Source organism: Gulosibacter sediminis, assembly GCF_023370115.1.
Classification (GTDB): Bacteria; Actinomycetota; Actinomycetes; order Actinomycetales; family Microbacteriaceae; genus Gulosibacter; species Gulosibacter sediminis_A.
Genome location: NZ_CP097160.1, coordinates 1546199 through 1569844 on the forward strand (window position 1 = coordinate 1546199; position 23646 = coordinate 1569844).

The 23646-nt window shown below is 67.1% G+C and carries 22 protein-coding genes; 3 read left to right on the plus strand and 19 right to left on the minus strand.

The genetic code is table 11. From position 1 onward, the window contains the following. Nucleotides 1-8: 8 nt before the first annotated feature. The 7 genes from M3M28_RS07180 to ctaE form a co-directional block, all read right to left on the minus strand. Nucleotides 9-863, minus strand: coding sequence for a 3-hydroxyacyl-CoA dehydrogenase family protein (locus M3M28_RS07180; protein ID WP_249385822.1), 855 nt, complete (start codon nt 861-863; stop codon nt 9-11). Further along, the gene (locus M3M28_RS07185) at nt 860-1678 is read right to left on the minus strand and encodes an enoyl-CoA hydratase/isomerase family protein (protein ID WP_249385823.1); all 819 of its coding nucleotides are present in this window, start codon (nt 1676-1678) and stop codon (nt 860-862) included. The genes M3M28_RS07180 and M3M28_RS07185 overlap by 4 nt, the downstream gene beginning before the upstream one ends. 32 nt (nt 1679-1710) lie before the next feature. After that, complete coding sequence (locus M3M28_RS07190) at nt 1711-2925, minus strand: thiolase family protein (protein ID WP_249385824.1); 1215 nt, start codon at nt 2923-2925, stop codon at nt 1711-1713. Nucleotides 2926-3071: 146 nt separating this feature from the next. Further along, nucleotides 3072-4679 (minus strand): cytochrome bc1 complex cytochrome b subunit, encoded by a 1608-nt coding sequence (qcrB, locus tag M3M28_RS07195; protein ID WP_249385825.1) that lies wholly within the window; start codon nt 4677-4679, stop codon nt 3072-3074. Then, entirely contained in the window at nt 4663-5742 is a 1080-nt protein-coding gene (gene qcrA, locus M3M28_RS07200; protein ID WP_249385826.1) for a cytochrome bc1 complex Rieske iron-sulfur subunit, read from the minus strand. Before qcrA ends, qcrB begins: the two co-directional genes overlap by 17 nt. 51 nt (nt 5743-5793) lie before the next feature. Then, the gene (qcrC, locus tag M3M28_RS07205; protein ID WP_249385827.1) at nt 5794-6633 is read right to left on the minus strand and encodes a cytochrome bc1 complex diheme cytochrome c subunit; all 840 of its coding nucleotides are present in this window, start codon (nt 6631-6633) and stop codon (nt 5794-5796) included. Nucleotides 6634-6657: 24 nt separating this feature from the next. Continuing rightward, nucleotides 6658-7341 (minus strand): aa3-type cytochrome oxidase subunit III, encoded by a 684-nt coding sequence (gene ctaE / locus M3M28_RS07210; RefSeq protein ID WP_431193832.1) that lies wholly within the window; start codon nt 7339-7341, stop codon nt 6658-6660. Nucleotides 7342-7366: 25 nt separating this feature from the next. Between ctaE and trpD the strand changes: the two genes are divergently transcribed. The 3 genes from trpD to M3M28_RS07225 are packed head-to-tail and all read left to right on the plus strand — an operon-like array spanning nt 7367 to nt 9287. Further along, complete coding sequence (gene trpD / locus M3M28_RS07215) at nt 7367-8437, plus strand: anthranilate phosphoribosyltransferase (protein ID WP_249385829.1); 1071 nt, start codon at nt 7367-7369, stop codon at nt 8435-8437. Nucleotides 8438-8489: 52 nt separating this feature from the next. Continuing rightward, entirely contained in the window at nt 8490-8750 is a 261-nt protein-coding gene (locus M3M28_RS07220) for an HPr family phosphocarrier protein (RefSeq protein ID WP_249385830.1), read from the plus strand. A 3-nt stretch (nt 8751-8753) separates the two neighbouring features. Next, the gene (locus M3M28_RS07225; RefSeq protein WP_249385831.1) at nt 8754-9287 is read left to right on the plus strand and encodes a hypothetical protein; all 534 of its coding nucleotides are present in this window, start codon (nt 8754-8756) and stop codon (nt 9285-9287) included. 12 nt (nt 9288-9299) lie between these two features. Here M3M28_RS07225 and M3M28_RS07230 read toward each other — a convergent pair whose 3' ends face one another. From M3M28_RS07230 to M3M28_RS07285, 12 genes are all read right to left on the minus strand, one after another. Next, on the minus strand, nt 9300-10418 hold the full coding sequence (locus M3M28_RS07230; protein ID WP_249385832.1) for a winged helix DNA-binding domain-containing protein: 1119 nt from the start codon (nt 10416-10418) through the stop codon (nt 9300-9302). A gap of 77 nt (nt 10419-10495) precedes the next feature. Next, nucleotides 10496-10915: an aa3-type cytochrome oxidase subunit IV gene (gene ctaF / locus M3M28_RS07235; RefSeq protein WP_249385833.1), complete on the minus strand. Its 420-nt coding sequence runs from the start codon at nt 10913-10915 to the stop codon at nt 10496-10498. Between the two features lie 6 nt (nt 10916-10921). Beyond that, entirely contained in the window at nt 10922-12646 is a 1725-nt protein-coding gene (gene ctaD, locus M3M28_RS07240; protein WP_249385834.1) for an aa3-type cytochrome oxidase subunit I, read from the minus strand. 18 nt (nt 12647-12664) lie between these two features. Next, nucleotides 12665-13582, minus strand: coding sequence for an aa3-type cytochrome oxidase subunit II (gene ctaC, locus M3M28_RS07245; protein WP_249385835.1), 918 nt, complete (start codon nt 13580-13582; stop codon nt 12665-12667). Between the two features lie 148 nt (nt 13583-13730). Continuing rightward, nucleotides 13731-14096: a HesB/IscA family protein gene (locus M3M28_RS07250; protein ID WP_249385836.1), complete on the minus strand. Its 366-nt coding sequence runs from the start codon at nt 14094-14096 to the stop codon at nt 13731-13733. A 71-nt stretch (nt 14097-14167) separates the two neighbouring features. Beyond that, on the minus strand, nt 14168-15598 hold the full coding sequence (locus M3M28_RS07255; RefSeq protein WP_249385837.1) for a dipeptidase: 1431 nt from the start codon (nt 15596-15598) through the stop codon (nt 14168-14170). Between the two features lie 22 nt (nt 15599-15620). Continuing rightward, a complete protein-coding gene (locus tag M3M28_RS07260) occupies nt 15621-17660 on the minus strand; it encodes an FAD/NAD(P)-binding protein (protein ID WP_249385838.1) in 2040 nt (679 codons plus the stop codon). After that, nucleotides 17657-18979 carry an NtaA/DmoA family FMN-dependent monooxygenase gene (locus tag M3M28_RS07265; RefSeq protein WP_249385839.1) on the minus strand — a complete coding sequence of 441 codons (1323 nt, stop codon included), beginning with the start codon at nt 18977-18979 and terminating at the stop codon, nt 17657-17659. The genes M3M28_RS07260 and M3M28_RS07265 overlap by 4 nt, the downstream gene beginning before the upstream one ends. Continuing rightward, on the minus strand, nt 18976-20190 hold the full coding sequence (locus tag M3M28_RS07270) for an LLM class flavin-dependent oxidoreductase (RefSeq protein WP_249385840.1): 1215 nt from the start codon (nt 20188-20190) through the stop codon (nt 18976-18978). Before M3M28_RS07270 ends, M3M28_RS07265 begins: the two co-directional genes overlap by 4 nt. 10 nt (nt 20191-20200) lie before the next feature. After that, nucleotides 20201-21862: a dipeptide ABC transporter ATP-binding protein gene (locus M3M28_RS07275; RefSeq protein ID WP_249385841.1), complete on the minus strand. Its 1662-nt coding sequence runs from the start codon at nt 21860-21862 to the stop codon at nt 20201-20203. Continuing rightward, nucleotides 21862-22710 (minus strand): ABC transporter permease, encoded by an 849-nt coding sequence (locus M3M28_RS07280; RefSeq protein WP_249385842.1) that lies wholly within the window; start codon nt 22708-22710, stop codon nt 21862-21864. The genes M3M28_RS07275 and M3M28_RS07280 overlap by 1 nt, the downstream gene beginning before the upstream one ends. Continuing rightward, nucleotides 22710-23645, minus strand: coding sequence for an ABC transporter permease (locus M3M28_RS07285; protein WP_249385843.1), 936 nt, complete (start codon nt 23643-23645; stop codon nt 22710-22712). Before M3M28_RS07285 ends, M3M28_RS07280 begins: the two co-directional genes overlap by 1 nt. Nucleotide 23646: the final 1 nt, after the last annotated feature.

Sequence of the window (23646 nt, forward strand, 5' to 3'; positions counted from 1 at the left end):
CAGCGCGCCTAATTCCAGTCGTAAAAGCCGCGGCCGCTCTTGCGGCCAAGTTCGCCGCGAGCGACCTTGTCGCGCAGCAACTGTGGCGGCTCGAAGCGCTCGCCGAGGTGCTCGGCGAGGTACTCGGCGATGCCGAGGCGCACGTCGAGACCGACGATGTCGGTGGTCTTGAGCGGCCCCTGCGGATGCTTGTACCCGAGCTCCATCGCGGCGTCGATGTCCTCGGCGCTCGCGACGCCCTCCTCGACCATGCGAATGGCCTCGAGCGCGATCGCGACGCCGAGCCGCGACGAGGCGAAACCGGGCGAGTCCTGCACGACCACCGGCGCCTTGCCGAGCGCGCGCACCCACTCGGGCGCCGCCTCGCGCAGCGCCGCCGACGTGGCCGACGCGATGACGACCTCGATCAGGGTCGATGCGGGCACCGGGTTGAAGAAATGCAGGCCGAGGAACTGCTCGGGGCGCTCGAGCTCGGCAGCGAGGCTGTCGAGCGAGATCGACGAGGTGTTCGACGCGAGCGTCGCGTCGGGGCGCAGCTGCGCTTCGGCCGCGCGCAGCGCATCCCGTTTCACCGCGAAGTCCTCAAACACCGCCTCGACCACGAGGTCGCGGTCAGCGAGGGCCGAGTGGTCGACCGTCGTGCGCAGCCGGGCGGCCGCGGCGTCGGCGTCGAGCTCGAGGCCCCGCTGGATCGACTTCGCGACGCTCTCGGTCACGCGACCGTGCGCCGCTTCGGCGGCCGCCTCGTCGCGTTCGATCACGACGACGTCGGCGCCGTTGATGAGGAAGGCGTGGGCGATGCCGGCGCCCATGCGCCCCCCGCCGATCACGCCGACGCGGGCGGGAAGTTCGGATGTGGTCATGAGTTGTTCTCCTGGCGTTCGTTCTCGGCGGCTCGGGCTGCGCGCTTCGCCTCGCGGCGGTCAAGGAAGGCCTGCATGCGGTCGAACTTCTGCTGCGACTCGAACAGCATGCCCTGGGCGAGCGTGTCGACGACCGGGTGCGCCTCGCGCGGCAGGTGGAAGACCGACTTCGAGATGCGCACCGCGAGCGGGTCTTGCTTCGCGATGCGATCGGCCAGCGCGTTCGCGCCGTCGAGCAGGGCCTCGGCCTCGTGCACCTCGGTGATGAGGTGGCACGCGAGCGCCTCGTCCGCGCCGAGTTGCCGACCCGCGAGCAGGATCTCCTTGGCGAGCGGCTCCCCCACCAGCTCCTTGAGCCGCCAGGTGGCACCGGCCGCGGCCATGATGCCGAGCGCCGTCTCGGGGTTGCCGAGCTTGACGTTCGGGGTCGCGATGCGGAAGTCGGCGGCGTAGGCGAGCTCCGCCCCGCCACCGAGCGCGTAGCCCTCGATCGCGGCGATCACCGGCATCGGCAGCCTGGCGATGCGGTCGAAGATCGTCGAGTTAATGCCGGCGAGCGCGTCGTCGCGGCGGCGCTCGCGCAGCTGGGCGATGTCGGCCCCCGAGGCGAAGATGCCGTTCGCGCCGGTGATGATGAGGATGCGTGGCTCGCGTTCAAGCTCGCCGCACACGACGTGAAGTTCGTCGACCATCTGCTGGTCGATTGCGTTGCGGGTCGACGCGTGGTCAAGCCTGACGGTGACGCGGTCGTCGGCGACAGCGACGCCGATGCGCTCGAAGCCTGCCGCGCGCGCGACGAGGTCGGGAGTCGTCATGGAGGTGCTCCAGTTCTGCGAGGGGCGGGCGGCTACGGACGCTCGAGCAGCACGGCGGTGCCCTGGCCAACGCCAATGCACATCGTGGCGAGGCCCCGGTCGACCCCCTCCTGCTCCATGCGGTTCATGAGGGTCACGGTGATGCGGGCGCCGGAAGACCCGAGCGGGTGACCGAGGGCGATCGCACCGCCGTTGCGGTTCACCAGGTTCTGGTCGGCGCCGAGTTCGCGCAGGGTCGCGAGCGACTGCGTCGCGAATGCCTCGTTGAGCTCAATCGCACCAACCGAGTCGAGGGCCCAGCCGGCGCGGTCGAGCGCCTTGCGCGACGCGGGCACTGGGCCGACGCCCATGATCTCGGGGGCCACGCCCGCCGAGCCCGAACCCGCGATGCGGGCCCGCGGCGTCAGGCAGAAGCGCTCGATGGCGCGGTCTGAGGCAATCACCAGCGCCGAGGCGCCGTCGTTGAGCGAGGAGGAGTTGCCGGCGGTGACCACTCCGCCCGGCTTCACAACCGGGCGCAGGCGCGAGAGCACCTCCATGGTGGTGCCGGCGCGGGGGCCCTCGTCGGTGTCGACGACGGTGACGTTGCCCTTGCGGTCGCGCACCTCGACGGGCACGATCTCGTTGGCGAAGCGACCGGCCTCGATCGCGGCGAAGGCGTTCTCGTGCGAGCGGACGGCGAAGGCGTCGGCATCCTCGCGGCTGATGCCGAAGACCTCGGCGACCTCTTCGCCGGTCTCGGGCATGGAGAAGGTCATCTTGCCGTCGCGGGCGAGCTCGCCGTCGACGAAGCGGGGGTTCGGGAAGCGCCAGCCGATCGACGTGTCGTAGTTCTGCCCGGGCTTGGCCCAGGCGCTGCCCGGCTTCTCAACAACCCAGGGCGCACGCGTCATCGACTCGACGCCGCCCACGACGACGAGGTCGGCGTCGCCCGAGCGCACCATCTGCGACGCGGTGACGATCGAGGTCATGCCGGATGCGCAGAGCCGGTTGATCGTGAACCCCGGCACCTCCTGCGGCAACCCGGCGAGCAACCAAGCCATGCGTGCGACGTTGCGGTTCTCTTCGCCGGCGCCGTTCGCGTTGCCGAACACGACCTCGTCGACTGAGCCGGCGTCGATACCGCTGCGGCGAACGACCTCGCCGATCACCAGCGCCGCCAGGTCGTCGGGACGCACGGAGGCAAGCGCCCCGCCATAGCGCCCCACCGGGGTGCGGACGCCATCAATGATGTATGCCTCAGCCACTTGGCCAACTCCTTTGTTCACACACGTGCGGACTCTGCGACTCACTTTACTGTATATGCCCTGCAGTATTTCGAGAGCGTCGAAACTCCTGGGAAACGAGGGCGGGCCCGAAGCAATTGCTTCGGGCCCGCCCTCGTTCAACGGCGCTAGTGCAGCTCGCCGTGGTGGTGCTTGCTCGCCTCGATCTCGGCCTTCGTGACCGGCTCAATGCGGTCGGCGAAGAACCAGCGCGACAGGCGCGCACGCAGCTTGCCCTGCTTCTTGCCGTTCGCATCCGTGTAGGGCTGCACCGGCACGAAGTTGTCGTACTGCATCTCGAACTGCTCGTCGTCGGTGAGCGGCACGTGGATTTCCTGGAATTCACCGTGCGGCAGGCGCACGACGCGGCCCGACTCGTGGCCGTGCAGCGCGAGGTTGCGGTCGCCCTTCTGCAGCGCGATGCACGCGCGATGCACCACGAAGTAGACGATGAAGGTACCGATGATCAACCAGAACTGCAGGAAGTGGATGACGTGTTCCATCGCCATGTGGAAGTGCGTGGCGATGAGGTCAGACGAAGCCGCGGCCCACATCGTAGCGTAGAAGCTGATCCACGCGGCACCGAGCGCCGTGCGGAAAGGCACGTTGCGCGGTCGGTCGAGCAGGTGGTGCTCGCGCTTGTCACCCGTGATCCACGACTCGATGAACGGGTACACGAACAAGCCGATGACGAACAGACCCATGAACGCGAACGGGATGAGGATCGCGAACGTGATCGTGTAGCTCGTGCCGATCGGAACCTCGAGGCCCGGCGGGATCAGTCGCAGCATGCCGTCACCGAAGCCGATGTACCAGTCAGGCTGCGTACCTGCCGAAACCGGCGACGGGTCGTACGGGCCATAGTTCCAAATCGGGTTGATCTGGAACGTCGACGCGATGAAGAAGATGAGGCCGAGCACGAGGAACATGAAGCCAACGGCCTTGCCCGCGAACACCGGGAGCACGGGATTGCCGACGACGTTGCCCTCGGTCTTACCGGGGCCAGGCCACTGCGTGTGCTTGTTCACGACCATGAGCAGCAGGTGCAGCACGAGGAACACGATGAGCACCGCGGGAAGCAGCATGATGTGCAGTGAGTAGAGGCGGCCGACGATCGCGTCGCCAGGGAACTCGCCGCCGAACAGCCAGAAGGAGATCCAGGTGCCGAGCACTGGAACGCCCTTAATCATGCCGTCGACGATGCGAAGACCGTTACCCGAGAGCAGGTCGTCAGGCAGCGAGTAGCCCGAGAAGCCCTCGAGCATTGCGATGACCCAGAGCACGAGGCCGATGACCCAATTAAGTTCACGCGGCTTGCGGAACGCACCGGTGAAGTAGATGCGGGCCATGTGCAGCATGATCGACGCCACGAACAGCAGCGCCGCCCAGTGGTGCACCTGGCGCATGAGCAGACCACCGCGGACATCAAAGGAGATGTCGAGCGTCGACGCCATGGCGGCCGACATGCCCATGCCCTGCAGTGGCACGTACGAGCCTTCGTACTCGACGTGCGCCATCGACGGGTCGAAGAAGAAGGTGAGGAACGTGCCCGAGAGGAGGATCGCGATAAAGCTGTAGAGCGCGACCTCACCGAGCATGAACGACCAGTGGTCGGGGAAGATCTTGCGGCCGAGCTCCTTCACGGCGCCCGAGACGCTCGTGCGCTCGTCGAACCAGACGGCGGCCTTCGCGACCGCGCCGGTCTCGGCGGCAGGTGCCTTAAACGTTGTAGTCATGGCGACGCTCCCAGAAGGTCGGTCCGACAGGCTCGTGGAAGTCACTCTGGGCGACCAGGTAACCCTCGCTGTCAACGGTGATGGGCAGCTGCGGCAGCGGGCGGCCCGCCGGGCCGAAGATGACGCGGCAGTGGTCAGTCACATCGAACTGCGACTGGTGGCAGGGGCACAGCAGGTGGTGGGTCTGCTGCTCGTAGAGCGCGACCGGGCAACCAACGTGGGTGCAGACCTTCGAGTACGCGACGATGCCGTGGTACGACCAGTCCTTGCGGTCCTCGGCTTCCTTGAGGCTTTCCTCGGGCAAACGCATGAGCAGCACGACCGCCTTCGCCTTCTCGTTGAGCATGCCGTGCTCGACCTCGAGCAGGCCGTCGGGGATGACGTGGAATGCCGAACCGATGGTGACCTCGGACGCCTTGATCGGCGTGCCCGTGGGGTCGCGCACGAGGCGCACACCCGTGTCCCAGAGCGTCTCGTGCATGAGCTCGACGGGCTTCGGGTTGTTCGCGTTGTAGAAGTCACGCAGCATCACGATGCCGGGCAGCGGCAGTGCGAGAACCGAGGTAATGAGTGAGTTGCGCAGCAGCTTGCGACGGCTGAAGCCCGACTCCTCGTCGGCCTGCTTGAAGATCTCGGCAACGCGCTTGTTGGTCGCCGGCGAGCCCCCCGTCTTGTGACGGGCCTCGGCCATCTCCTCGTCCTTCATCAGGTACTTCGACCAGGCGACCGCGCCGAAGCCGATCGAGAGCATGCCGAAGGCAATGCCGAGGCCGACGAACATGTTGTTCCAGCGAACGCTCGTGATGTCCTCACGGTCGATCGGCCAGATGAAGTAGGCGAGCACCGCAAAAATCGTGAACGCGAGTGAGATCCAGAACAGCAGCGTGATGACCCGCGCCGCGTTCTTTTCCTTAGCGGAATCCGTGTCGGTCACCTTGTGGTGGTGCGCCGGCAAACCGGGATTCTCGAGCGGCTCGGCGGGCTCTACGAGCGTGCCAGAGCTGACCTCACGGTCCGACGAATTGGCGGTGCGAAGCTCGCCGCCGTGTTCGTCTTCAGCCATGGTGATGCCTTTCTGGAGTGTGGAGGAGTAAAAACGTGACGAATCGAACGACTAGTTAGGCCGCGAAGTGATCCAGATGGCGAAGCCGGTGGCAGCGCCGAGGCCGAAGATCCAGATGAACAGACCCTCCGCGACGGGGCCGATCGACCCGAGGTTGTAACCGCCGACCATCGAGGTGTTCTGCGTCATCCATTGAATCGACGTGATGATGTCGGCCTTGTCCTGCGGGGTGAGGTTCGTGTCGCTGAAGACCGGCATGTTCTGCGGGCCGGTAACCATGGCCTCGTAGATGTGCTCGGGGGCAACCGACTGCAGCTCAGGCGCGAACTTGCCCTCGGTGAGCGCACCGCCGCCAGCGGCGACGTTGTGGCACATGGCGCAGTTGATCCGGAAGAGCTCGGCACCGTGGGCGGCGTCACCGTCGCCCTGGAGGTACTGCTCGTCGGGAATCGCGGGGCCGGGGGCGAGCGACGCGACGTAGGCCGCGAGCTGCGCGGTTTCTTCGTCGGTGAACTGCACGGGCTTGGCCGGTGCCTGCGGCGCGTTGTTCTGCATCGGCATGCGACCGGTGCCGACCTGGAAGTCGACTGAGGCGGCGCCGACACCGATGAGGCTCGGGCCCTCTGTGGTACCGACGGCATCCATACCGTGGCAGGTGGCGCAGTTCGAGTTGAACAGCGTCTCGCCAGCCTCGATGGTCTGCGCGCTGTTCATGTCGACCTCGCTGCCGCCTTCAGCGGCGTTGGCGACGACGGTGTCAATGGCACCGTAGGCGCCGCCCGTCAGCAGCAGGCCGATTCCCAACAGGGCCGCGGTCGCGAGCGGGCTGCGACGTGCGCGCCCTCGTGACTTCCGCTTCGCAGCCGAGCGGTTCGTGGTGGTGAGAGACATGAGCGAACTTTCTCCTCGGCTCGGCTACTGAATGAACGGCAGGATGTAGATGACGAAGAACAGACCCACCCAGACGACATCAACGAAGTGCCAGTAGTAGGAGATCGCCATGGCGCTCTGCATCTCGCGCTTGCCCATCTTGCGGACGGCATAGAGGCGCACGATCACGATGAGGAAGGCGAAGATGCCGCCCGTCACGTGCAGACCGTGGAAGCCCGTCGCCATGAAGAAGGCGCTCGTGTACGAGTTCAGGTTGAGCACGTAGCCCTCGCTGACGAGCGTGGCGTACTCGAAGACCTGACCCGCGATGAAGATCGAGCCGAGGATCGCGCTGAGGTAGAACCACTCGATGGTGGCCCAACGACCGCCGTTGTCCTTGCGGCTGCGACGGCCCGCCTCGGCGTGCGAAACACCGATCTGGCAGGTGAACGAGCTCGAGATGAGGACGATGGTGTTGCCTACGGCGAAGGGGATGTTCAGCATGGCGTGCCCGGCATCAAACTGCGCCGGAGCCATAGCCTGAAGCGTGAAGAAGATCGCGAACAGGCCGGCGAAGAACATTACTTCAGAGCCAAGCCAGACGATCGTGCCAATCGCCACAGTATTGGGGCGATGGACCCGCGGTGCAGTCGGAGTGGGAGATGCAGAAGTCACATGACCATTATGACCGATTTCCCAGGTTCGCAAAGTTGACAGGCGGGGCAACATTTCTTCGACCGCTAGTCTTTTTGTTATGACATCGCTGCAAACATGGCCCGAAATGCTTGATTCCCTGCTTCGCGGCGAGGACCTCTCAGTTCGCCAGGCCACCTGGGCGATGGAGGAAGTCATGGCTGGCAACGTGACCGACGCGCGACTCGCCGCATGGCTCATCGCGCTGCGTGCCAAGGGCGAGACCGTCGAAGAGGTCATCGGCTTCCGGGATGCGATCCTCGCGAAGGCCGTGCCGACCAAACTGCCAGCCTGGGGCGTCGACATCGTTGGCACCGGCGGCGACATGATCGGCACCGTCAATGTGTCGACGATGTCGTCGTTCGTGATCGCGGCCACCGGCACCCCCGTGCTCAAGCACGGTGGCCGGGCTGCCTCAGCGAAGTCGGGGGCCTCCGACGTGCTCACGGCGCTCGGCGCGGTGCACAGCACCGACGCCGAGGCCCTCGAGCAGATCTTTGAGGAGACCGGCCAGGCGTTCCTCTACGCTTCCCTGTTCCACCCTGGCTTCGGCTACGCGGGCAAGGTGCGCAAGGAACTCGGCGTGCCAACCGTGTTCAATTCGCTCGGCCCGCTCTCAAACCCGACGCGCGCCGAAGCATCCGCCGTCGGTGTTGCCCGCCGCGAGTCGATCCCGGTCATCGTCGGTGTGTTCCGCACCCGCGGCGCAGCCGCGCTCGTGTTCCGGGGCGACGACGGCCTCGACGAGCTCACCGTGACCGGCTACTCGCACATCTGGGAGGTGTCGGGCGGCGACCTCGCCGAGCACGACCTCCACCCCCGCGACGTTGGCCTCGGCACCTATGACCTCGAGGAACTGCTCGGCGGCACGCCCGAACTCAATGCCGAGATCGCCCGCGAGACCCTGCGGGGCGACCGCGGCGGCGCGGTGCGCGACATCGTGTTGCTCAACTCGGCGGCCGGCCTCGTCTCGTTCGACCTCGCGAAGTCGCCCGAGTCGATCGAACGCCCGATTCGTGACCGCCTCGTCGAGAAGATCGAGGTCGCCGCCGCCGCGATCGACAGCGGTAAGGCCATCGAACAGCTCGACCGCTTCGTGGCCGCGTCCCAGAAGTTCAACACCGAAGTTTGAGTACGGTAGAAGCCGTCCGCCGCACGCCAGTGCATCACCGCGAGGAGTAAACATGTCTGACCAGATCAGCCGCAGCGTCACCCTGAACAACGAAACCGGCCTTCACGCCCGCCCCGCCTCGGAATTCGTCAAGGAGGCCTCGAAGCACGATGCGAAGGTCACCGTCAACGGCGTTGACGCGAAGAGCCTGCTCGGCATCATGGCCATGGGCGCCACCAAGGGCACCGAGCTTTCGCTCGTCGCCGAGGGCCCCGAGGCCGAGGCGGCTGTGAACGGTCTCGTCGCGCTCGTCGAGTCGAACTTCGGCGAATAGTCGATGCCGCGAAACACCCCGGCGGGGGGCGCCGCAGCGCACGACGACGTTCGCGTGTTTGCTTCGGCGATTCGCGGCCCGGTGCGACCGACGGCGGTTGCAATCGGAGTCACGACCTTCCTCGCCTGGGGTGTTTCGTTTTTCCTCTTTAGTTACGCCACCGAGACCGGTCGGCAGAATCTCGCCGAGAGTGGCTTTCCGGCGCTCTTTGGCAGCTGGCTCATTGTCAGCGCGCTCGTGTCAATCGGCTACGCGCTCGGCTACGTCGTGATGCGCTCGTTCGTACCCGGCACGAACGACTTCACCGAGGCCCGAGTGACCCGACTGTCGGCCGGCGACGCCGCGGCCGCGATGGCCGGCGGATACGTCATCGGGTTCATTCCCATGACCCTGACCGGCGACGTGCTGACGCTCCTCGCGTGGACCGCCATCGTCGGCATCCTCTTCAGCTTCGTCGCGATTCACCCCGGAAATATCCGCCGCTTCCGCGACGCAGTGGCTGCGGGCGACATCGTGCGCGACCACTACGGCGACTAGCGCGGCGGAGCGCTACTCCCCCGCCGCATCCTTCTCTGGATGCGGATAGCTCGCGAACGCGCGCACAAACTCGGCCTGCGCCGCCTTCGACACCGACCCAGCGAACGGTTCCAGCAGGAACTCCGGGCCGGCCGCGCGCGGCTTCGCGCTCCAGGTGCCGAGAATTGCGCCGCGGCGGATCGCGGACGGTCGAAACACGCCGTTGTTGCCCGGCACGAGTCGCGCGTGGTGCTCCGCCGGCACGATGTAATGCCGGTCGGGGTACCCGAGCACTAACTCGTCGAACGGTGGCAGTAGGCGGCCAACAGCAAGGGCCTCGGCGCCGATCTGCTCGCGCTCCTCGCGCAGGCCCGCGCGACCCCAGAGCGTCTCGCCCTCGAGCTCGCCGTACGCTTCGAGCCCGGCGGTCGCCTCCCCCGCGGCAGCCCGGATGCGCCCGAGTGGCAGCTTCGTCCACCACGCAAAGTCCCGCAGCGTGGCAGGGCCGTGCCCGGTCAGGTAGGCGCGGAGCCAGTGCTCGAGCGCGGCGCGCTCATCGCCGTTGAAGCGCGCCCCGAGCGTCGAGCCGGCGGGCAGCCACTCGTGCGCATCGACGAGCAGGTGCTCACTGCCTTGCAGCGGCCCATACGCGACGTCGCCCCGGGCCATCAGCGTGAAGACGAGGTGATAGAGGCGGCCGGCATCGGTCGGGATGCCGGCCGCCTCCCAGGCCTCGCCGAGCACAGATCGACTGATCGCCTCCTCGTCCGCTGCCGCGATCGTCGCCCGTGCAATCTCGGCCGCCCGCGGTACCAGCTCGTCGAGCCCGTGCTCGATGCGCCGACGCTTCGCGGAGGCGAGTTGGCGCTGTCCGGTGAGCGCCACCTGCCACGCGAGGTCGTCCGCGGCAACGGCAAACACCGTTCCGCGCATCGGGTATCCACGCACGATCTCGCCGCGAGCGAAGGCCGAGACGACATCGGTGCGCGCCCCGCTCGTCGTGCGCAGCGCCAGGGAGGCAATGACGCCGCCGAGGTGCTGACCCTGGGATGCCGAGAGGTGGGTCGCGGCGGCGGCCGGCGTCTCGAAGGGTGCCGTGACGAAGCCCTGGGCAATCATTCGCAGCTCGACGAGCTCGTTCGCGGTGACCATCACCCGATTATCGAGTATCCGGCTGAAACAAACGTGGCCCCACAACTAGAAGTTGCGGGGCCACGTTGAATAACTCGCTAGTGCGCGTACTTGCCGCGGTAGAACTCGAACATCCAGCCGAGCAGACCAACAATCGCGACGGGGGCGAACCAGAATACCGGCCACCAGCCGAAGCAGATCGACGCGAACACAGCCCCGATTGCCGCGGCGAGGATCACTGGCCAAATCGAGTGGGGCGCGAACACACCCAGTTCGGGGTCGGCTTCGCTGATTTCGGCCTCTTCGCGGTCCTCCGGCAGAAGGTTACGGGCGAAGGGCTTGTTCTCGAGACCCAGGTACCACGCGATAAACGCGCTGAAGAGACCCATGAGCGCGAACGCGACGATACCGACCCACTCGGCGTCCTGCTCGATCACCGCGGTCCACACGGTGTAACCGATGAACACGACGAAGTAGAAGGCAGTCAGGCCCCACAGGATATTGCGTGTGGTTTTCATCTTGGACTAGTGCGCCTTTCCGCTCGCAACGGTGTCGGACGGCAGGTGCGCGCCTGGCGCCGCGTACTCGGGGTGGTTGAGGTCAAACGCCGGACGCTCCGAACGGATGCGCGGGATCTCCGTGAAGTTGTGACGCGGCGGCGGGCAGCTGGTCGCCCACTCAAGCGAACCACCGTAGCCCCATGGGTCGTTGACCGTGACCTTCTTGCCATTGCGGTGCGTCAGGTACACGTTAAGGAAGAACGGGATCATCGAGATCGCGAGCACGATGGCGCCGATCGTCGAGACCTGGTTGGCCCACGTGAAGTTGTCCTCTGCCTGGTACGTGTAGTAGCGGCGGGGCATGCCGATGACACCGAGCCAGTGCTGCACGAGGAACGTGAGGTGGAAGCCGATGAACAGCAGCCAGAAATGCACCTTGCCAAGACCCTCATTGAGCATCTTGCCCGTCCACTTCGGCCACCAGAAGTAGAAGCCCGCAAACATGGCGAAGACGACCGTGCCGAAGATGACGTAGTGGAAGTGCGCGACCACAAAGTAGGTGTCGGAGATGTGGAAGTCGAGCATGGGCGACGCCAGGATCACGCCGGTGAGGCCGCCAAAGAGGAACGTGACGAGGAAGCCGAGCGACCAGAGCATCGGGGTTTCGAAGGTGATCGAACCTCGCCACATCGTACCGAGCCAGTTGAAGATCTTCACACCGGTCGGCACCGCGATGAGCATGGTCATCAGCGAGAAGAACGGTAGGAGCACCGAGCCCGTGACGTACATGTGGTGTGCCCACACCGAGGCCGACAGCGCGGCGATCGAGATGGTCGCAAGCACAAGCGTCTTGTATCCGAAGATCGGCTTGCGGCTAAACACGGGGAAGATTTCCGAGACGATGCCGAAGAACGGCAGCGCGATGACGTACACCTCTGGGTGGCCAAAGAACCAGAACAGATGCTGGTAGAGGATCGCACCTCCCGCATCGACGTCATAGATATGCGTGCCAAATACTCGGTCCATCAGCACACCGAACCAAGCGACGGTGAGCACGGGGAAGGCGAAGAGCACGAGGATCGAGGTGATCAGGGTGTTCCACGTGAAGATCGGCATGCGCCACATCGTCATACCCGGCGCACGCATCGTGACAATCGTCGTGATGAAGTTCACCGCACCGAAGATGGTGCCGTAGCCAGTCAGCGCGAGGCCGGCAAGCCAGAGACTGCCACCGACGCTCGGCGAGAAGGTCGTGAGTGAGAGCGGTGTGTAGGCCGTCCAACCGAACGCGGCGGCACCGCCCGGGGTGAGGAAGCCCATCACGGCGATAATCGCACCGAACGAGTACAGCCAGAACGCGAAGGCGTTGAGACGCGGGAACGCCACATCGGCCGTACCGATCTGTAGCGGGAGCAGCGCGTTCGCAAAGCCCGAGAACAGCGGGGTTGCGAACATCAGCAGCATGATCGTGCCGTGCATCGTGAACAGCTGGTTGTACTGATCCTTCGTGGCGATCATCTCCATGCCCGGGGCAAACAGCTGCCCACGGATGAGAAGTGCCATCACGCCACCGATGCAGAACCACACAACGGACGAGACCAGGTACATGTACCCGATCTTCTTGTGGTCGGTGGTGGTGAGAATGTCGATGATGACATTCCCCTTGTTCCCCACCTTGCTCGGGGTCAGATCGGGCTCTGCGGCCCGCGGCGACTGGGCGGCCGCGGGTCTGTTCTGCGTAGTAGTCATTTCACCCTGCCCTAGAAATTATTCAGCTTGGTCGTGCTCGATGACCGGAACCTTGGTGCCAGGGTTCTGGTTATTGCGGTTGGCCTCGTCGCCGACGGCGCCGGTGTTGCCCTCGTCGCGCAGAGACTGAATGTACTCGTTGTACTCCGCCTGTGAGACAACCTCGACTTTGAAGAGCATCATCGAGTGGTACTCACCGCACAGCTCGGCGCACTTACCGATGTAGGTACCCTCGCGCTCGGCAACCATCGAAAAGTGGTTGGTCTTGCCCGGGATCGTGTCTTCCTTGTAATGGAACTCCGGCACCCAGAACGAGTGCGCCACGTCGCGGGACTTGAGGTCAATCGTCACCTGCGCGCCAACGGGCAGGTAGAGCGTGGGGAGCTCATCCTCGTTGATCTCGCCGGTCGTGTCGCCATTCTCATCGCGAACCTCCTCGGCCTGGACGCCTTGGTAGTACACGTCGCCGTCGTACTCCGAGCCCTCAACAGGCAGGTAGTTGAAGTCCCATGCCCACTGCTTGCCGTACACCTCAATGTGTACGTCCATTTCGCCCTCGGTGTAGACCTCTTCGGCGATGGCCTGGTCACGTGCGGTGAAGGCGAAGAAGCCGGCCACCAGGATGATCGGGACGATCGTAAAGAGCATTTCGATCGGCATGTGGTAGCGAATCTGGCGGGGCATGCCCGTCTCGTTCTTGCGACGGCGGTAGACGACAGTCGCCCAGATGATGAGGCCCCAGACGAAGATGCCCAACGCGAGCAACACGACCCAGGAGTTCACCCAGAACGTGGAGATCATGTCGCCGAGGTCGCTCGTGCCCGGCTCGCCAGGCATATAGCCGTTGAGTTCCTGGGCAGTACATCCGGCCAGCGTCACCGAGGCGAGGGCAGCAAATGCCAGTGATGCCGCGATTTTCCGGTGGTTCTTCCGCACGTTGGACCTTTCGAGAAGATGCATACAGACAACTCTCAGTGTAGACCCTTCGCAACGGGCGGGCGGCCAGACACGGGTCTGCCGGGAAACGAGCGGCGGGTCCGCACCGGTATCGGTGCGGACCCGCCGTATGCAGTTCTCAGGAGACTCAGTGGAACGAGTCACCGCAGGCACAGCTGCCGCCCGCGTTCGGGTTGTCGATCGAGAACCCCTGCTTCTCGATCGTGTCGGCGAAGTCGATCGACGCGCCGTCGAGGTAGGGCGCGCTCATCTCATCGACGATGAGTTCGACGCCGTCGAAGTCGACCGAGGCGTCGTTCGCCATCTCGCGCTCGTCAAAGTAGAGCTGATAGATGAGGCCCGAACAGCCGCCCGGCTGCACCGCGACGCGCAGGCGCAGGTCATCGCGACCCTCCTGCGTGAGCAGCGACTTCACCTTGTCGGCCGCGGCCTGCGTCAGCGTCACGCCGTGCGTGTTTTCGGTGATGGTGATGCCATCGAGTACCTGTGTCATGTCTTCTCCTGCCCTCGCCGCGCCGTCACAGCGCCAGCGCTCTCACGTTCAGAACGTCGCTCCGAAAAATTCTATTCCCGCTCGGCCGATCCGTCACCAATCGGAGGATTCTCGGCGAGGTCGGCAAGGAACCAGGCCTCGGTGAGGATCGCGCGGTGGAGCACGCCGAGGTGCTGCGACTCGTTTGGCGAGTGCGCGCGCGTCGCCGGGTCTTCGACGCCCGTCACGAGAATCTGCGACGCCGGAAAGCGGTCGACCAGGTCGGCAATGAACGGAATCGAACCGCCGATGCCCGACAGCTGCGCCTCGGTGCCCCAGCACTCGGCCATGGCCCCGCGCATCCGCTCGACCCCGTCTCCGTCGATGTCAACGAGGAACGGACGACCGGTGTTGAGCGAATCGAACTCGAGCTCGGCGCCAAACGGCGCGTGGGCCCGCAAGTGGGCCTGGAGCGCTTCGGCGGCCGCCTCGGCGTCGGTTCCCGGAGCAATTCGGGCCGAGACGCGCACGCGCACCTCGGGAATCAGCGTGTTCGAGGCGTTCGCGACGTCTGGGGCGTCGATGCCGGTGATCGTGATCGACGGCTGGTACCAGGTGCGCGCGAGCACGGGGCCGCTCCCGAGCAGTTCGCCGCCGATCACGCCAGCCTCCTCGACGAGCTGCGAGGCCGGCAAATCGGGCACAGCCGCGTCGTGGCTATCAAGGCCATCGACCGCGACCGAGCCGTCGGCGTTCCAGAGTGTGTCGAGCAGGCGCACGGCCGCGAGCATCGCATCCGGTGCCGCGCCGCCGAACATGCCCGAGTGCGAGGCGTGGCTGAGCGTCCGCACGGTGAGGTTGAAGGTGACGTTACCGCGCAGCGCCACGGTGAGGGCGGGCACGTCGATCGCCGCGTTGTCGCTGTCAGCGACGATGATGTAGTCGGCGCCGAGCGCCTCGCGGTGGGCGTCGAGAAACTTCGTGAAGCTGCCCGAACCGTTCTCTTCTTCACCCTCGATAAATACCGAGATGCCGAGCGGGAAACGCTCGCCGGCGGCCTCCCAGAGGTCGTGCAGCGTCTCGAGCGCGGCGACGTGCAGCAACACGCCCGCCTTGTCGTCGCTCGCCCCGCGACCGTAGAGCCGCTCCCCCACGAGCGTCGGTTCGTACGCCGGGGTGTCCCACAGCTTGTCGCGACCGGGGGGCTGCACGTCGTGGTGCGCATAGAGCAGCACCGTGGGCCAGCCCTCGCTCGCCTCGCGACGCGCGATCACGCCCGGCTGTCCAGGCGTCTCGTCGTCGATGTCGTACTGGTGGATGCCCACCTCGTCGAACATGCCGGTGCCCGCGAAGAGCTCGCGCACGCGCTCGGCGCTCGCCTGCACGTGCTCGCGGTCGAACGCATCCCACGAAACCGAGGGGATGCGCACGAGGCGCGCGAGGCGATCAATGGTGTTCGGCATGCCGAGCTGCACGCGGTCGCGCAGCTGTTCGGCAAGTTCGGCTGGATCGAATTTGCTCATGCCGCCCAGCCTAGGCCGTGCGCTAGCGCGTCGACTCGGTATCGGGCTGGAAGTACGCGGCCCCGTCGAAGATCTGCTCGAGCTCGGTGTCAGATGCCCCGGTGTGCGCGGCCGAGTGGTCGCCCGCGCCCCGAATCTCGACGAGCTCGCCGAGGATTGCCCGGGCGATCCTGTCCCAGATGCGGAACGAGAGTGCGTTCGTGTGGGGTCGGGCAAATGCGCCGCCCTGCGGCGTGCTCGTGCCGGGCCCGACGGCGTAACGGCGGGGATGCACGCCGCCGCCGGCGCGGATGAGCCGGCCGTCGCTCAGACGCACGTCGACGTAACCGCTCGGCGTTGAGCCGACGACCTGCTCGCGGCCCGCGCCGGAGTCGATGAGGTCACGCAGCACGGCCGAGTCGGTGTTCCGGATGCTCGGGTCGGGCAGCCAGGCGTCAATGAGCGTGGTACTGCGACGCTCGCCGGGCACGCTCGGGCTCGTCGCCACAAACTCCCCCGTCTCGCCGTCGGCGCGCACGTGCACGTCGGCACCCGCGAACTCGATGACGCCGGCTGCGCTCAGCGCGATGAGCTGTTCGATACGCTCGCCGGGAGGGCCCGACGCGATGTAGCTAAAGAACTTGTACCACCGGCGCTGGAAGTCATTGAGATACGACTCGGGTTGCCAATTGCGCACCGTCGCGAGCTCGGCCACCGCGAGGTAGACACGGAACAACGCCACGAACAGGGCGGTGTTCTCGGAATACCGGTGGTCGGTACGGCGCAGCAGGTCGTTGCGCATGTGTTCGCGCACGCGCGCCTGCAGCTCCTCGGCGCTCTCGAACCGCTCGCCGGCGAGGGGACGGTCGAGCGCATCCACGTCGAGGTGGTCGGCCGCATCCGGCACCGCCCGCTCGACGAGCGCCCGGTACGCCTCGCCGTGGAGGTCGAGCGTCTCGAGGCCCTCGAGGAACTCGGGCCACGGCAGCGAGACGCGTCGGGGTGAGCCGGTGAACAGCTCGAGGTAGTACCCGTAGTGCAGTTCGCGCTCGATGTGTGGCCACAGGTCGCGGTAGAAGTGCAGTTCCGCGACGGAGTCGGCAAGTTGTTGCGCGATCTCGGGGGTAAAGAACCGCGGTTCGTAGTGGCTGCCGCGAAGCGGGGCCGCGATCTTCGAACGGTACGGCACACCACGGCGCGAGCTGAGCAGCAGCTTCGGCTCGCGGCCGCTCGGCACGTATCGGAGCTCGCCGCGGTCGCGCACGAACTCGCCGCCGCGGCCGAGGGTGAGCATGACCACGAGGTCGATCGCCGCGAGGCCGAGGCCGCGCACGAGCACCTCGTCGCCGGGGGCGATGTCGCTGTAGTCGAGGTCGGCGGTGAACGCCGGCGCGTAGTAGCGAGCCTCTTTCGCCTGCGCGAAGTCGGTGAAGAACTTCGCCTCGCCACTCACGTGCGAGCCAAGGTGGCCGAAGCTGTAGATGACGAGGTCCGTCGTGAGCTCGTCGCCCGAGTCGAGCTCGACGACCTGCGCGCCGCTCTCGGTGTCGCTCACGCTCACGACACCTGCGCGGTGCCACATGACCTTCGAGCCCGGCTGCAGGCGGTCGGCGCTGCGCTCGAGGCACCACGTCATGTAGCGCTCGTGCAGGCGACGCGTCGGGAAGCTCTCGGGCCGCAGCCCGTCGAGCTCAGCCGCGAGCTCCGGGTCACGGTCGATGTCGATCTCGACGTCGGTGATGCGGCGGGTGCGCACGAGCTCGGCCCAGGTAGCGAGATCGGGGCCCGGATCGATCGGCCCGTCGATAATGCTCGAGTCGTCGGTGAACATCGTCACGTCGCCGGCCATCGAGTTGAGCTTGAGCAGCCCCGACTGCTGGTCGCGCCAGATGCGCCCCGCCCCCGGCGGGTACGGGTCGACGAGGTGGATGATCAGCGGCCGGTCATCGATCTCGGCCTGGTTCGCGGCGATGCGCTCGACGACGCCCGCCGCAGCCGGCCCGGCACCGATGAAGGTGATGCAGCGGGTCGGCTGGTGGGCGTCTCGGTCGACGAGACGGATCGCGCGATTGTGTCGGCTCATACTCGTTCCGGAGTCTCCAGGGGCACAGAGGGTGCGGCCGCGCTGCCAAGCAGCTCGCGCAGCGTTGCGTTCTCAGGGTATTCGGTGCGGTAGGCGCCCCGCTCCTGCAGGATCGGCACGACGCGGTCAACGAACTCCGCGAGCCCATCGGGCACGATGTCACCGACGAGCGTGAAGCCGTCGCAGGCGCGCTCGTCGACCCGGCGAATGATCTCGTCGGCGATCTGCTCGGGCGTGCCGACAAGGCTCGGGCGACCATATTCGCGCACCGCGAGGTCACGCAGGCTCAGCCCCTTGGCCTCCGACTCAGCGCGCCACTGGTTCACGAGCGCCGTGCGCTCCTCGACGTCGCCGTAGTGCGGCACACGGCCGGTCGCGTGCGTCGGCGGCACGGGGTCGAAGTCGGGCAGCGGGCCGTCGGGGTCAACACCGCCCAGCTCGCGACCCCAGATCTGCTCCATGAAGTAGATCGCGTTCGGGCCGCTCACCTGTGCGTGACGGATCGCCTGCGCGCGCTCCTGCGCCTCGGCCTCGGTGTCGCCGATCGCGAGCGTGATCGCCGGCAGGATCTTGAGGTCTTCGGCGTTGCGGCCGAAGTGCTCGAGTCGTTCGTCGAGATCGGTGCGGAACTTCTGACCCTCGGCGAACTCGCCGAACATCGAGAACACGACGTCGACGTTGCGGGCCGCGATGTCGCGCCCCTCACCCGAGGCGCCGGCCTGCACGAGCACCGGTCGACCCTGCGGGCTCGCGGGCAGCGTCTGCGTCGCGGTCGCCTGGAAGTAGCGGCTGTCGAGCGTCGTGGTCTCGCCGAGCTCGGTCTCCCAGAGCTGCTCGAGCGCGCTGATCATTTCCTGCGCGCGCAGGTAGCGCTCGGGGTACGGCAGGTGGTCGCCCTTGCGGAAGTTTGCGCCGGTGAAGGCGTTCGTCGTCGTGACGACGTTCCAGCCCGCGCGCCCGTTCGAGAGCACGTCGAGGCTGCGCAGCTGGCGCGCGAGGTCGACCGGCTCGTTGTACGTCGTGGTCAGCGTGCCGACGAGGCCGATGTGCTTCGTCACCGCGGCGAGGGCCGAGAGGATCGACACCGTGTTGGGGCGGCCGAGCACGTCGAGGTCGAGGATCTCGCCGTTGCGCTCGCGCAGGCGCAGGCCCTCGGCGAGGAAGATGTAGTCCATGACGCCGCGCTCGGCGATTTCCGCGAAGCGGCGGAACGACTCGAACTCGATCTGGCTGCCCGCGTTCGGGTCGCTCCAGATGGTCTGCTGGTTGACGCCCGGGAAGTGCGCGGCGAAGTGAATCTGACGGTGCTGCTCGCTCATGCGGAGATCTCCTCGGTGCTAGCGGTGACGGAGGCGGCGTTCGCGGTGAACGGCGGCGTCGCAACGAAACGATTGGCGGCGGGGACAAGCCCAAGCCGCTCGCGCAGGTTCGCTCCCTCGGCAACCTCGACGCCGCCGTCGCGCAGCTTCGGCAGCACCTCCGAAATGAAGGCCTCGGTGTCGCGGTCGGTCACCAGCGGGCGCACGCGGATGCCGTCGATGCCGGTGTCGCGCAGCTCGAGAATGCGCGTAGCCACCTGCTCGGCGGTGCCGGCGATGAGCCCAGCGTCGCTCACGAACTCGCCGCCCGCGGCGTCGAGTTCGGCGAGCCGCGCCGCGGCGTCGTCGTCGGCGTCGTCGGCGTCGGCGATGAGGATGTTGTAGTCGACCCACACCTTAAGGGGGCTGCCCTGGCGGTCGACGGCGCTCGCGCCGGCCGCGAGCGCCGCACGAATCTCCTCGAGCGTGCCCTCGGTCTCGGGGGTGATGAGCACGACGTCGGCGGTAACCGCGGCGAAGCGGTATGGCGTGTGGGTGTGCGCGAGCGAGAACACCGGCGGCTGCCCCTGCGGCGGGCGCGGTGTGATCGAGGCGCCGAACACCGAAAAGTGCTTTCCCGTGAACTCGGGGTTGTGGATGCGCTCGCGGTCGATGAAGCGGCTCGTCGCGAGGTCGCGGATCTCGGCGTCGTCCTCCCACGAGTCCCACAGCAGGCGGACGACCTCCGCGAACTCGACACCCTCGCCGAAGCGGTCGGCGATGAGTCGTTCGAACTCCTCGGTGGGCAGGGCCCGGGCCTCGCGGATGTTGCCGAGCGTGTCCTCGCGGCCCACGGCGGCGCTCTCACTGGCGAAACCGCCGGTGCGCAGGCGCACTGCGGCGCGCCCCTCCGAGGTGTAGTCGAGCGTGGCGACCGCGGTCGCGGTGTGGAACGGTTCGAGCAGCGACGTCGTGGCGGTCGGCACGAGACCGATGCGCGTCGTCTGCGGGGCGAGCCAGTTCGTCAGCATGAACGAGTCGAAGCTCGCCGAGGTGCCGAGCGGCGCCAGCGAATCTTCGATCGTGAGCACATCAATGCCGGCCTCGTCGGCGGCCTGCGCGAGCTTGGCCCAGGCGGCCGGGTCCTGCGGCGCGAAGCTGCCCACCGCATCCGCGCCGGCATGCCAGCCGGCTCCCTTGGCCGCGAGTCCGATCGAGAACTTGCTCGTCACTGTCATGCTCCTAGTCGTTCGATTCGTTCGCGCCGTCGGGCTGCGAGGCCCCGGCAACGCTGAGATTGCTGCCCGGAATCGCCTGCACGAGTGCCCGCGTGTACGCCTCGGTCGGGTGGTCGAGCACCTCGGTGGTGTACCCGGTTTCGACCATCTGGCCCTGTCGTAATACTCCCACTCGGTCGGCGAGTTCGCGTACGACACCTAAATCGTGCGTAATAAACAGGTAGGCGACGCCGGTCTCGCGCTGGAGGCGCGCGAGCAGGTCGAGCACCTGCGCCTGCACCGAAACGTCGAGCGCCGAGACCGCCTCGTCGAGCACGATGCACTCTGGCTCGGAGGCAAGCGCACGGGCGATCGCGACGCGCTGGCGCTGGCCGCCCGAAAGCTGCTCGGGTCGGCGCGAGGCGAACTCCGGCGGCAGGGCGACGGACTCGAGTAGCTCGGCGACCCGCGCATCGCGCTGGTTCGGCGCGACGACCGAGAACTCGCGCAGCGGCTCGGCGATGGTCTGGCCGATCGTGCGCAAGGGGTTGAGCGAGGCGAAGGGGCTCTGGTGCACGAGCTGGAAACGGCGGTGCAGCTCGCGGGCCGCCTCACCGCGGGCACCGGTGACGTCCGCTCCCCCAAACGTGACGCGGCCCGAGGTCGCCGGCTCAAGCTGCAGGGCCACTCGCGCCGTCGTCGTCTTGCCCGAGCCCGACTCGCCCACGAGGGCGTACGTCTCGCCCTTGTGGATGTGCAGGTTCACGCCGCTGACCGCGTCGAGGGTCTCACCGCGGCGGATGCGGTAAGTCTTGCGTACGTCGTGGAGCTCAAGCAGCGGCGCGTCATTCGCGTCGACGAAGTGCCGTTCGCGCACGACCGTGCGGCCGAGGCCCGGAGCCGCCGCAACGAGTGACTTCGTGTACTCGTGTTTCGGCGCGCGCAGCACCTCGGCGGCGCTGCCGGTCTCGACGACCTGGCCGCGCTGCATCACGATAATGCGGTCGGCACGGTCGGCGGCCACGCCAAGGTCGTGAGTGATCAGTAACACCGCGAGGCCGCGCTCGCTGCGCAGCTGCTCGAGGCGGTCGAGGATCTGCCGCTGCACGGTCACGTCGAGGGCCGAGGTCGGTTCGTCAGCGACGAGGAGTTCGGGGTCACCCGCGAGCGCCGCCGCGATGAGCGCGCGCTGGCGCAGGCCGCCGCTGAGCTGCGACGGCAGCTGCTTCGCGCGCACCTCAGGCTGGTCGACGCCGGCCTCGGCCAGCAGCTCGATCGCACGCTTCGGCGCAGCCCGCCGCGAGGCGAGGCCGTGGATGCGCAGCGTCTCGGCCACCTGTCGGCCGACGGGCAACAGCGGGTCGAGCGAGAGCGTCGGGTCCTGCGGCACGAGCGCGAGCTGGGCGCCGCGCACGCGGTGCCACTCGTTGCGGCTCAGACCGGTGAGGTCGAGGCCGTTGAACGCGAGTTCGTCGGCACGCGACGTGGCGTTGCTCGCGAGCAGGTGCAGCACGGCGCGAGCGAGCGTCGACTTGCCCGAGCCCGACTCGCCGACGATCGCGACGATCTCGCCGCGGTTGACCTCGAGGTCGATGCCGGCCACGCCGGCGACGTCGCCGCCGTCAGTCTGGTAGTCGACGTGGAGCTGGCGTACGCGCAGCAGCGGCTGGGGTGCTTCGGTCGTCATCACTTACCTGCCCGTGCGATTCGATTGGAGATATAGGAGGTCGCGAGCACAACGATCGCGATCACGAGGCCGGGCAGCACCGTCAGCCACCAGGCGGTCGCCATGTAGTCGCGGCCGGCCGAGATCAGGGCGCCCCATTCGGGCACGTCCGGCGGCGCGCCGAAGCCGAGGAAGCTCAGCGACGAGATGGCGAGCAGCGCGACGCCGAATTCGAGGGCGATGAGCGAGATCACTGGCGTGATCGAGTTCGGCAGGATGTGCCGCCACAGCACGGTGTACCAGCGCGCACCGCTCATGAGGGCCGCCTCGACGTAGACCGCCTGCGCGTTCTGCAGCACCGAGGAGCGCATGACGCGGGCGAATGTCGCCATCGAAGTGATTCCGACAGCCACACCGATCTCGACGATGCCGAAGCCGAGCGAGGCCACGATCGCGATCGACAGCAGGATCGCGGGAATCGACAGGAACACGTCGACGATGCGCATGATGACCTCGTCGACCCAACCGCGCAGGTAGCCCGCGAGCAGGCCGAGCACCGAGCCGACCACGAAGCCGAGGCCCACCGCGAGCGCCGCCGCCGAGAGCGTGACCGACGCGGCGTAGACGGTGCGCGCGTAGACGTCCTGTCCGAGCTGGTTCGTGCCGAAGGGGTGCTCGCCGGACGGCGACTGGAGGCGGTCGGCGGTGTCGACCGCGGCCGGGTCGGTCGCGGTGAACAGGCCGGGCCAGATGGCCCACGCGATGACGACGAGCACGACGAGCACGGCGACGCCGAGCCCGATGTTGCCGGCGAGGCCGGCCTTGCGGCGCGAGCCGGTGGCACCGGTGACTTGGGTGAGCGAGGTCACTATGCGGCCGCCTTTCCGGTCAGGGCGATTCGGCGATCGATGAGCGGGGTCACCAGGTCGACGATGAGGTTGATCACGACGAAGACGAGGGCGGCGATCGTGACGATCGCGAGCACGACCGAGATCTCGCTGCTCTCGACCGCGCCGATGAGCTCGCGGCCGAGGCCGTTGCGCGAGAACACGGTCTCGGTCACGACCGTGCCGCCGAGCATGCCCGCGACGAGGATGCCGACCATGTTGAGCGATGGCAGCGCGGCGCCGCGCAGGGCGTGGCCGAAAACGATGCGGGGGCGCGTGGCGCCCTTTGCCCGCACCTGCTCGGCGTAGGCGCTCGCCATTTCGACGCGCAGGCTCGACGCAAGCACCTGCGCGAGGTACGCGCCGGTCGTGATCGCGAGCGCGAGCGCTGGCAACACGATCGAGGCGAACGTGCCGGTGTTGTAGGCGGGGAACCAGCCGAGCCCGAACGAGAACGCCTGCAGCAGCAGGAGGCCAAGCCAGAACGACGGCAGCGAGATCGCGATGGGCGGCAGCGCCGAGAGCAGCCCGCGCAGCCAGGCGGCGCGGGGGTACACCGAGGCGATGCCGACGACGAGGCCGATGATGAGGGCGAACACGAGCGCGACGCCGACGAGCTCGAGGGTATTCGGCAAGGCGCGCGCAATGATCTGCGACACCGGCTCGCCGGTTCCCACGGTGACGCCGAAGTCGCCGCGCACGGCGCCGATTAGCGCCGCGAAGTACTGCACGTACCAGGGCCGATTCAGGCCGAGCGCCTCGCGGCGGGCTTCGAGCGCGGCCGGGTCAGATGCATCCACGCCCGCGGCCGCGACCGCGTCGCCGGGGAGGAAGAAGAGGATGAGCCAGGCGGCGGTGAACGCGGCCCAGATGATCAGCACGCCGAAGCCGATGCGGCGAAGAAGGTAGGTCGCCATC

Coding starts and splice junctions, on each gene's coding strand:
- M3M28_RS07180 (WP_249385822.1), bottom strand. CDS start 863: ATGACCACATCCGAACTTCCCGCCCGCGTCGGCGTGATCGGCGGGGGG.
- M3M28_RS07185 (WP_249385823.1), bottom strand. CDS start 1,678: ATGACGACTCCCGACCTCGTCGCGCGCGCGGCAGGCTTCGAGCGCATC.
- qcrB (WP_249385825.1), bottom strand. CDS start 4,679: ATGACTACAACGTTTAAGGCACCTGCCGCCGAGACCGGCGCGGTCGCG.
- qcrA (WP_249385826.1), bottom strand. CDS start 5,742: ATGGCTGAAGACGAACACGGCGGCGAGCTTCGCACCGCCAATTCGTCG.
- qcrC (WP_249385827.1), bottom strand. CDS start 6,633: ATGTCTCTCACCACCACGAACCGCTCGGCTGCGAAGCGGAAGTCACGA.
- ctaE (WP_431193832.1), bottom strand. CDS start 7,341: ATGTTGCCCCGCCTGTCAACTTTGCGAACCTGGGAAATCGGTCATAAT.
- trpD (WP_249385829.1), top strand. CDS start 7,367: ATGACATCGCTGCAAACATGGCCCGAAATGCTTGATTCCCTGCTTCGC.
- M3M28_RS07220 (WP_249385830.1), top strand. CDS start 8,490: ATGTCTGACCAGATCAGCCGCAGCGTCACCCTGAACAACGAAACCGGC.
- M3M28_RS07225 (WP_249385831.1), top strand. CDS start 8,754: ATGCCGCGAAACACCCCGGCGGGGGGCGCCGCAGCGCACGACGACGTT.
- M3M28_RS07230 (WP_249385832.1), bottom strand. CDS start 10,418: ATGGTCACCGCGAACGAGCTCGTCGAGCTGCGAATGATTGCCCAGGGC.
- ctaF (WP_249385833.1), bottom strand. CDS start 10,915: ATGAAAACCACACGCAATATCCTGTGGGGCCTGACTGCCTTCTACTTC.
- ctaD (WP_249385834.1), bottom strand. CDS start 12,646: ATGACTACTACGCAGAACAGACCCGCGGCCGCCCAGTCGCCGCGGGCC.
- M3M28_RS07250 (WP_249385836.1), bottom strand. CDS start 14,096: ATGACACAGGTACTCGATGGCATCACCATCACCGAAAACACGCACGGC.
- M3M28_RS07255 (WP_249385837.1), bottom strand. CDS start 15,598: ATGAGCAAATTCGATCCAGCCGAACTTGCCGAACAGCTGCGCGACCGC.
- M3M28_RS07260 (WP_249385838.1), bottom strand. CDS start 17,660: ATGAGCCGACACAATCGCGCGATCCGTCTCGTCGACCGAGACGCCCAC.
- M3M28_RS07265 (WP_249385839.1), bottom strand. CDS start 18,979: ATGAGCGAGCAGCACCGTCAGATTCACTTCGCCGCGCACTTCCCGGGC.
- M3M28_RS07275 (WP_249385841.1), bottom strand. CDS start 21,862: ATGACGACCGAAGCACCCCAGCCGCTGCTGCGCGTACGCCAGCTCCAC.
- M3M28_RS07285 (WP_249385843.1), bottom strand. CDS start 23,645: ATGGCGACCTACCTTCTTCGCCGCATCGGCTTCGGCGTGCTGATCATC.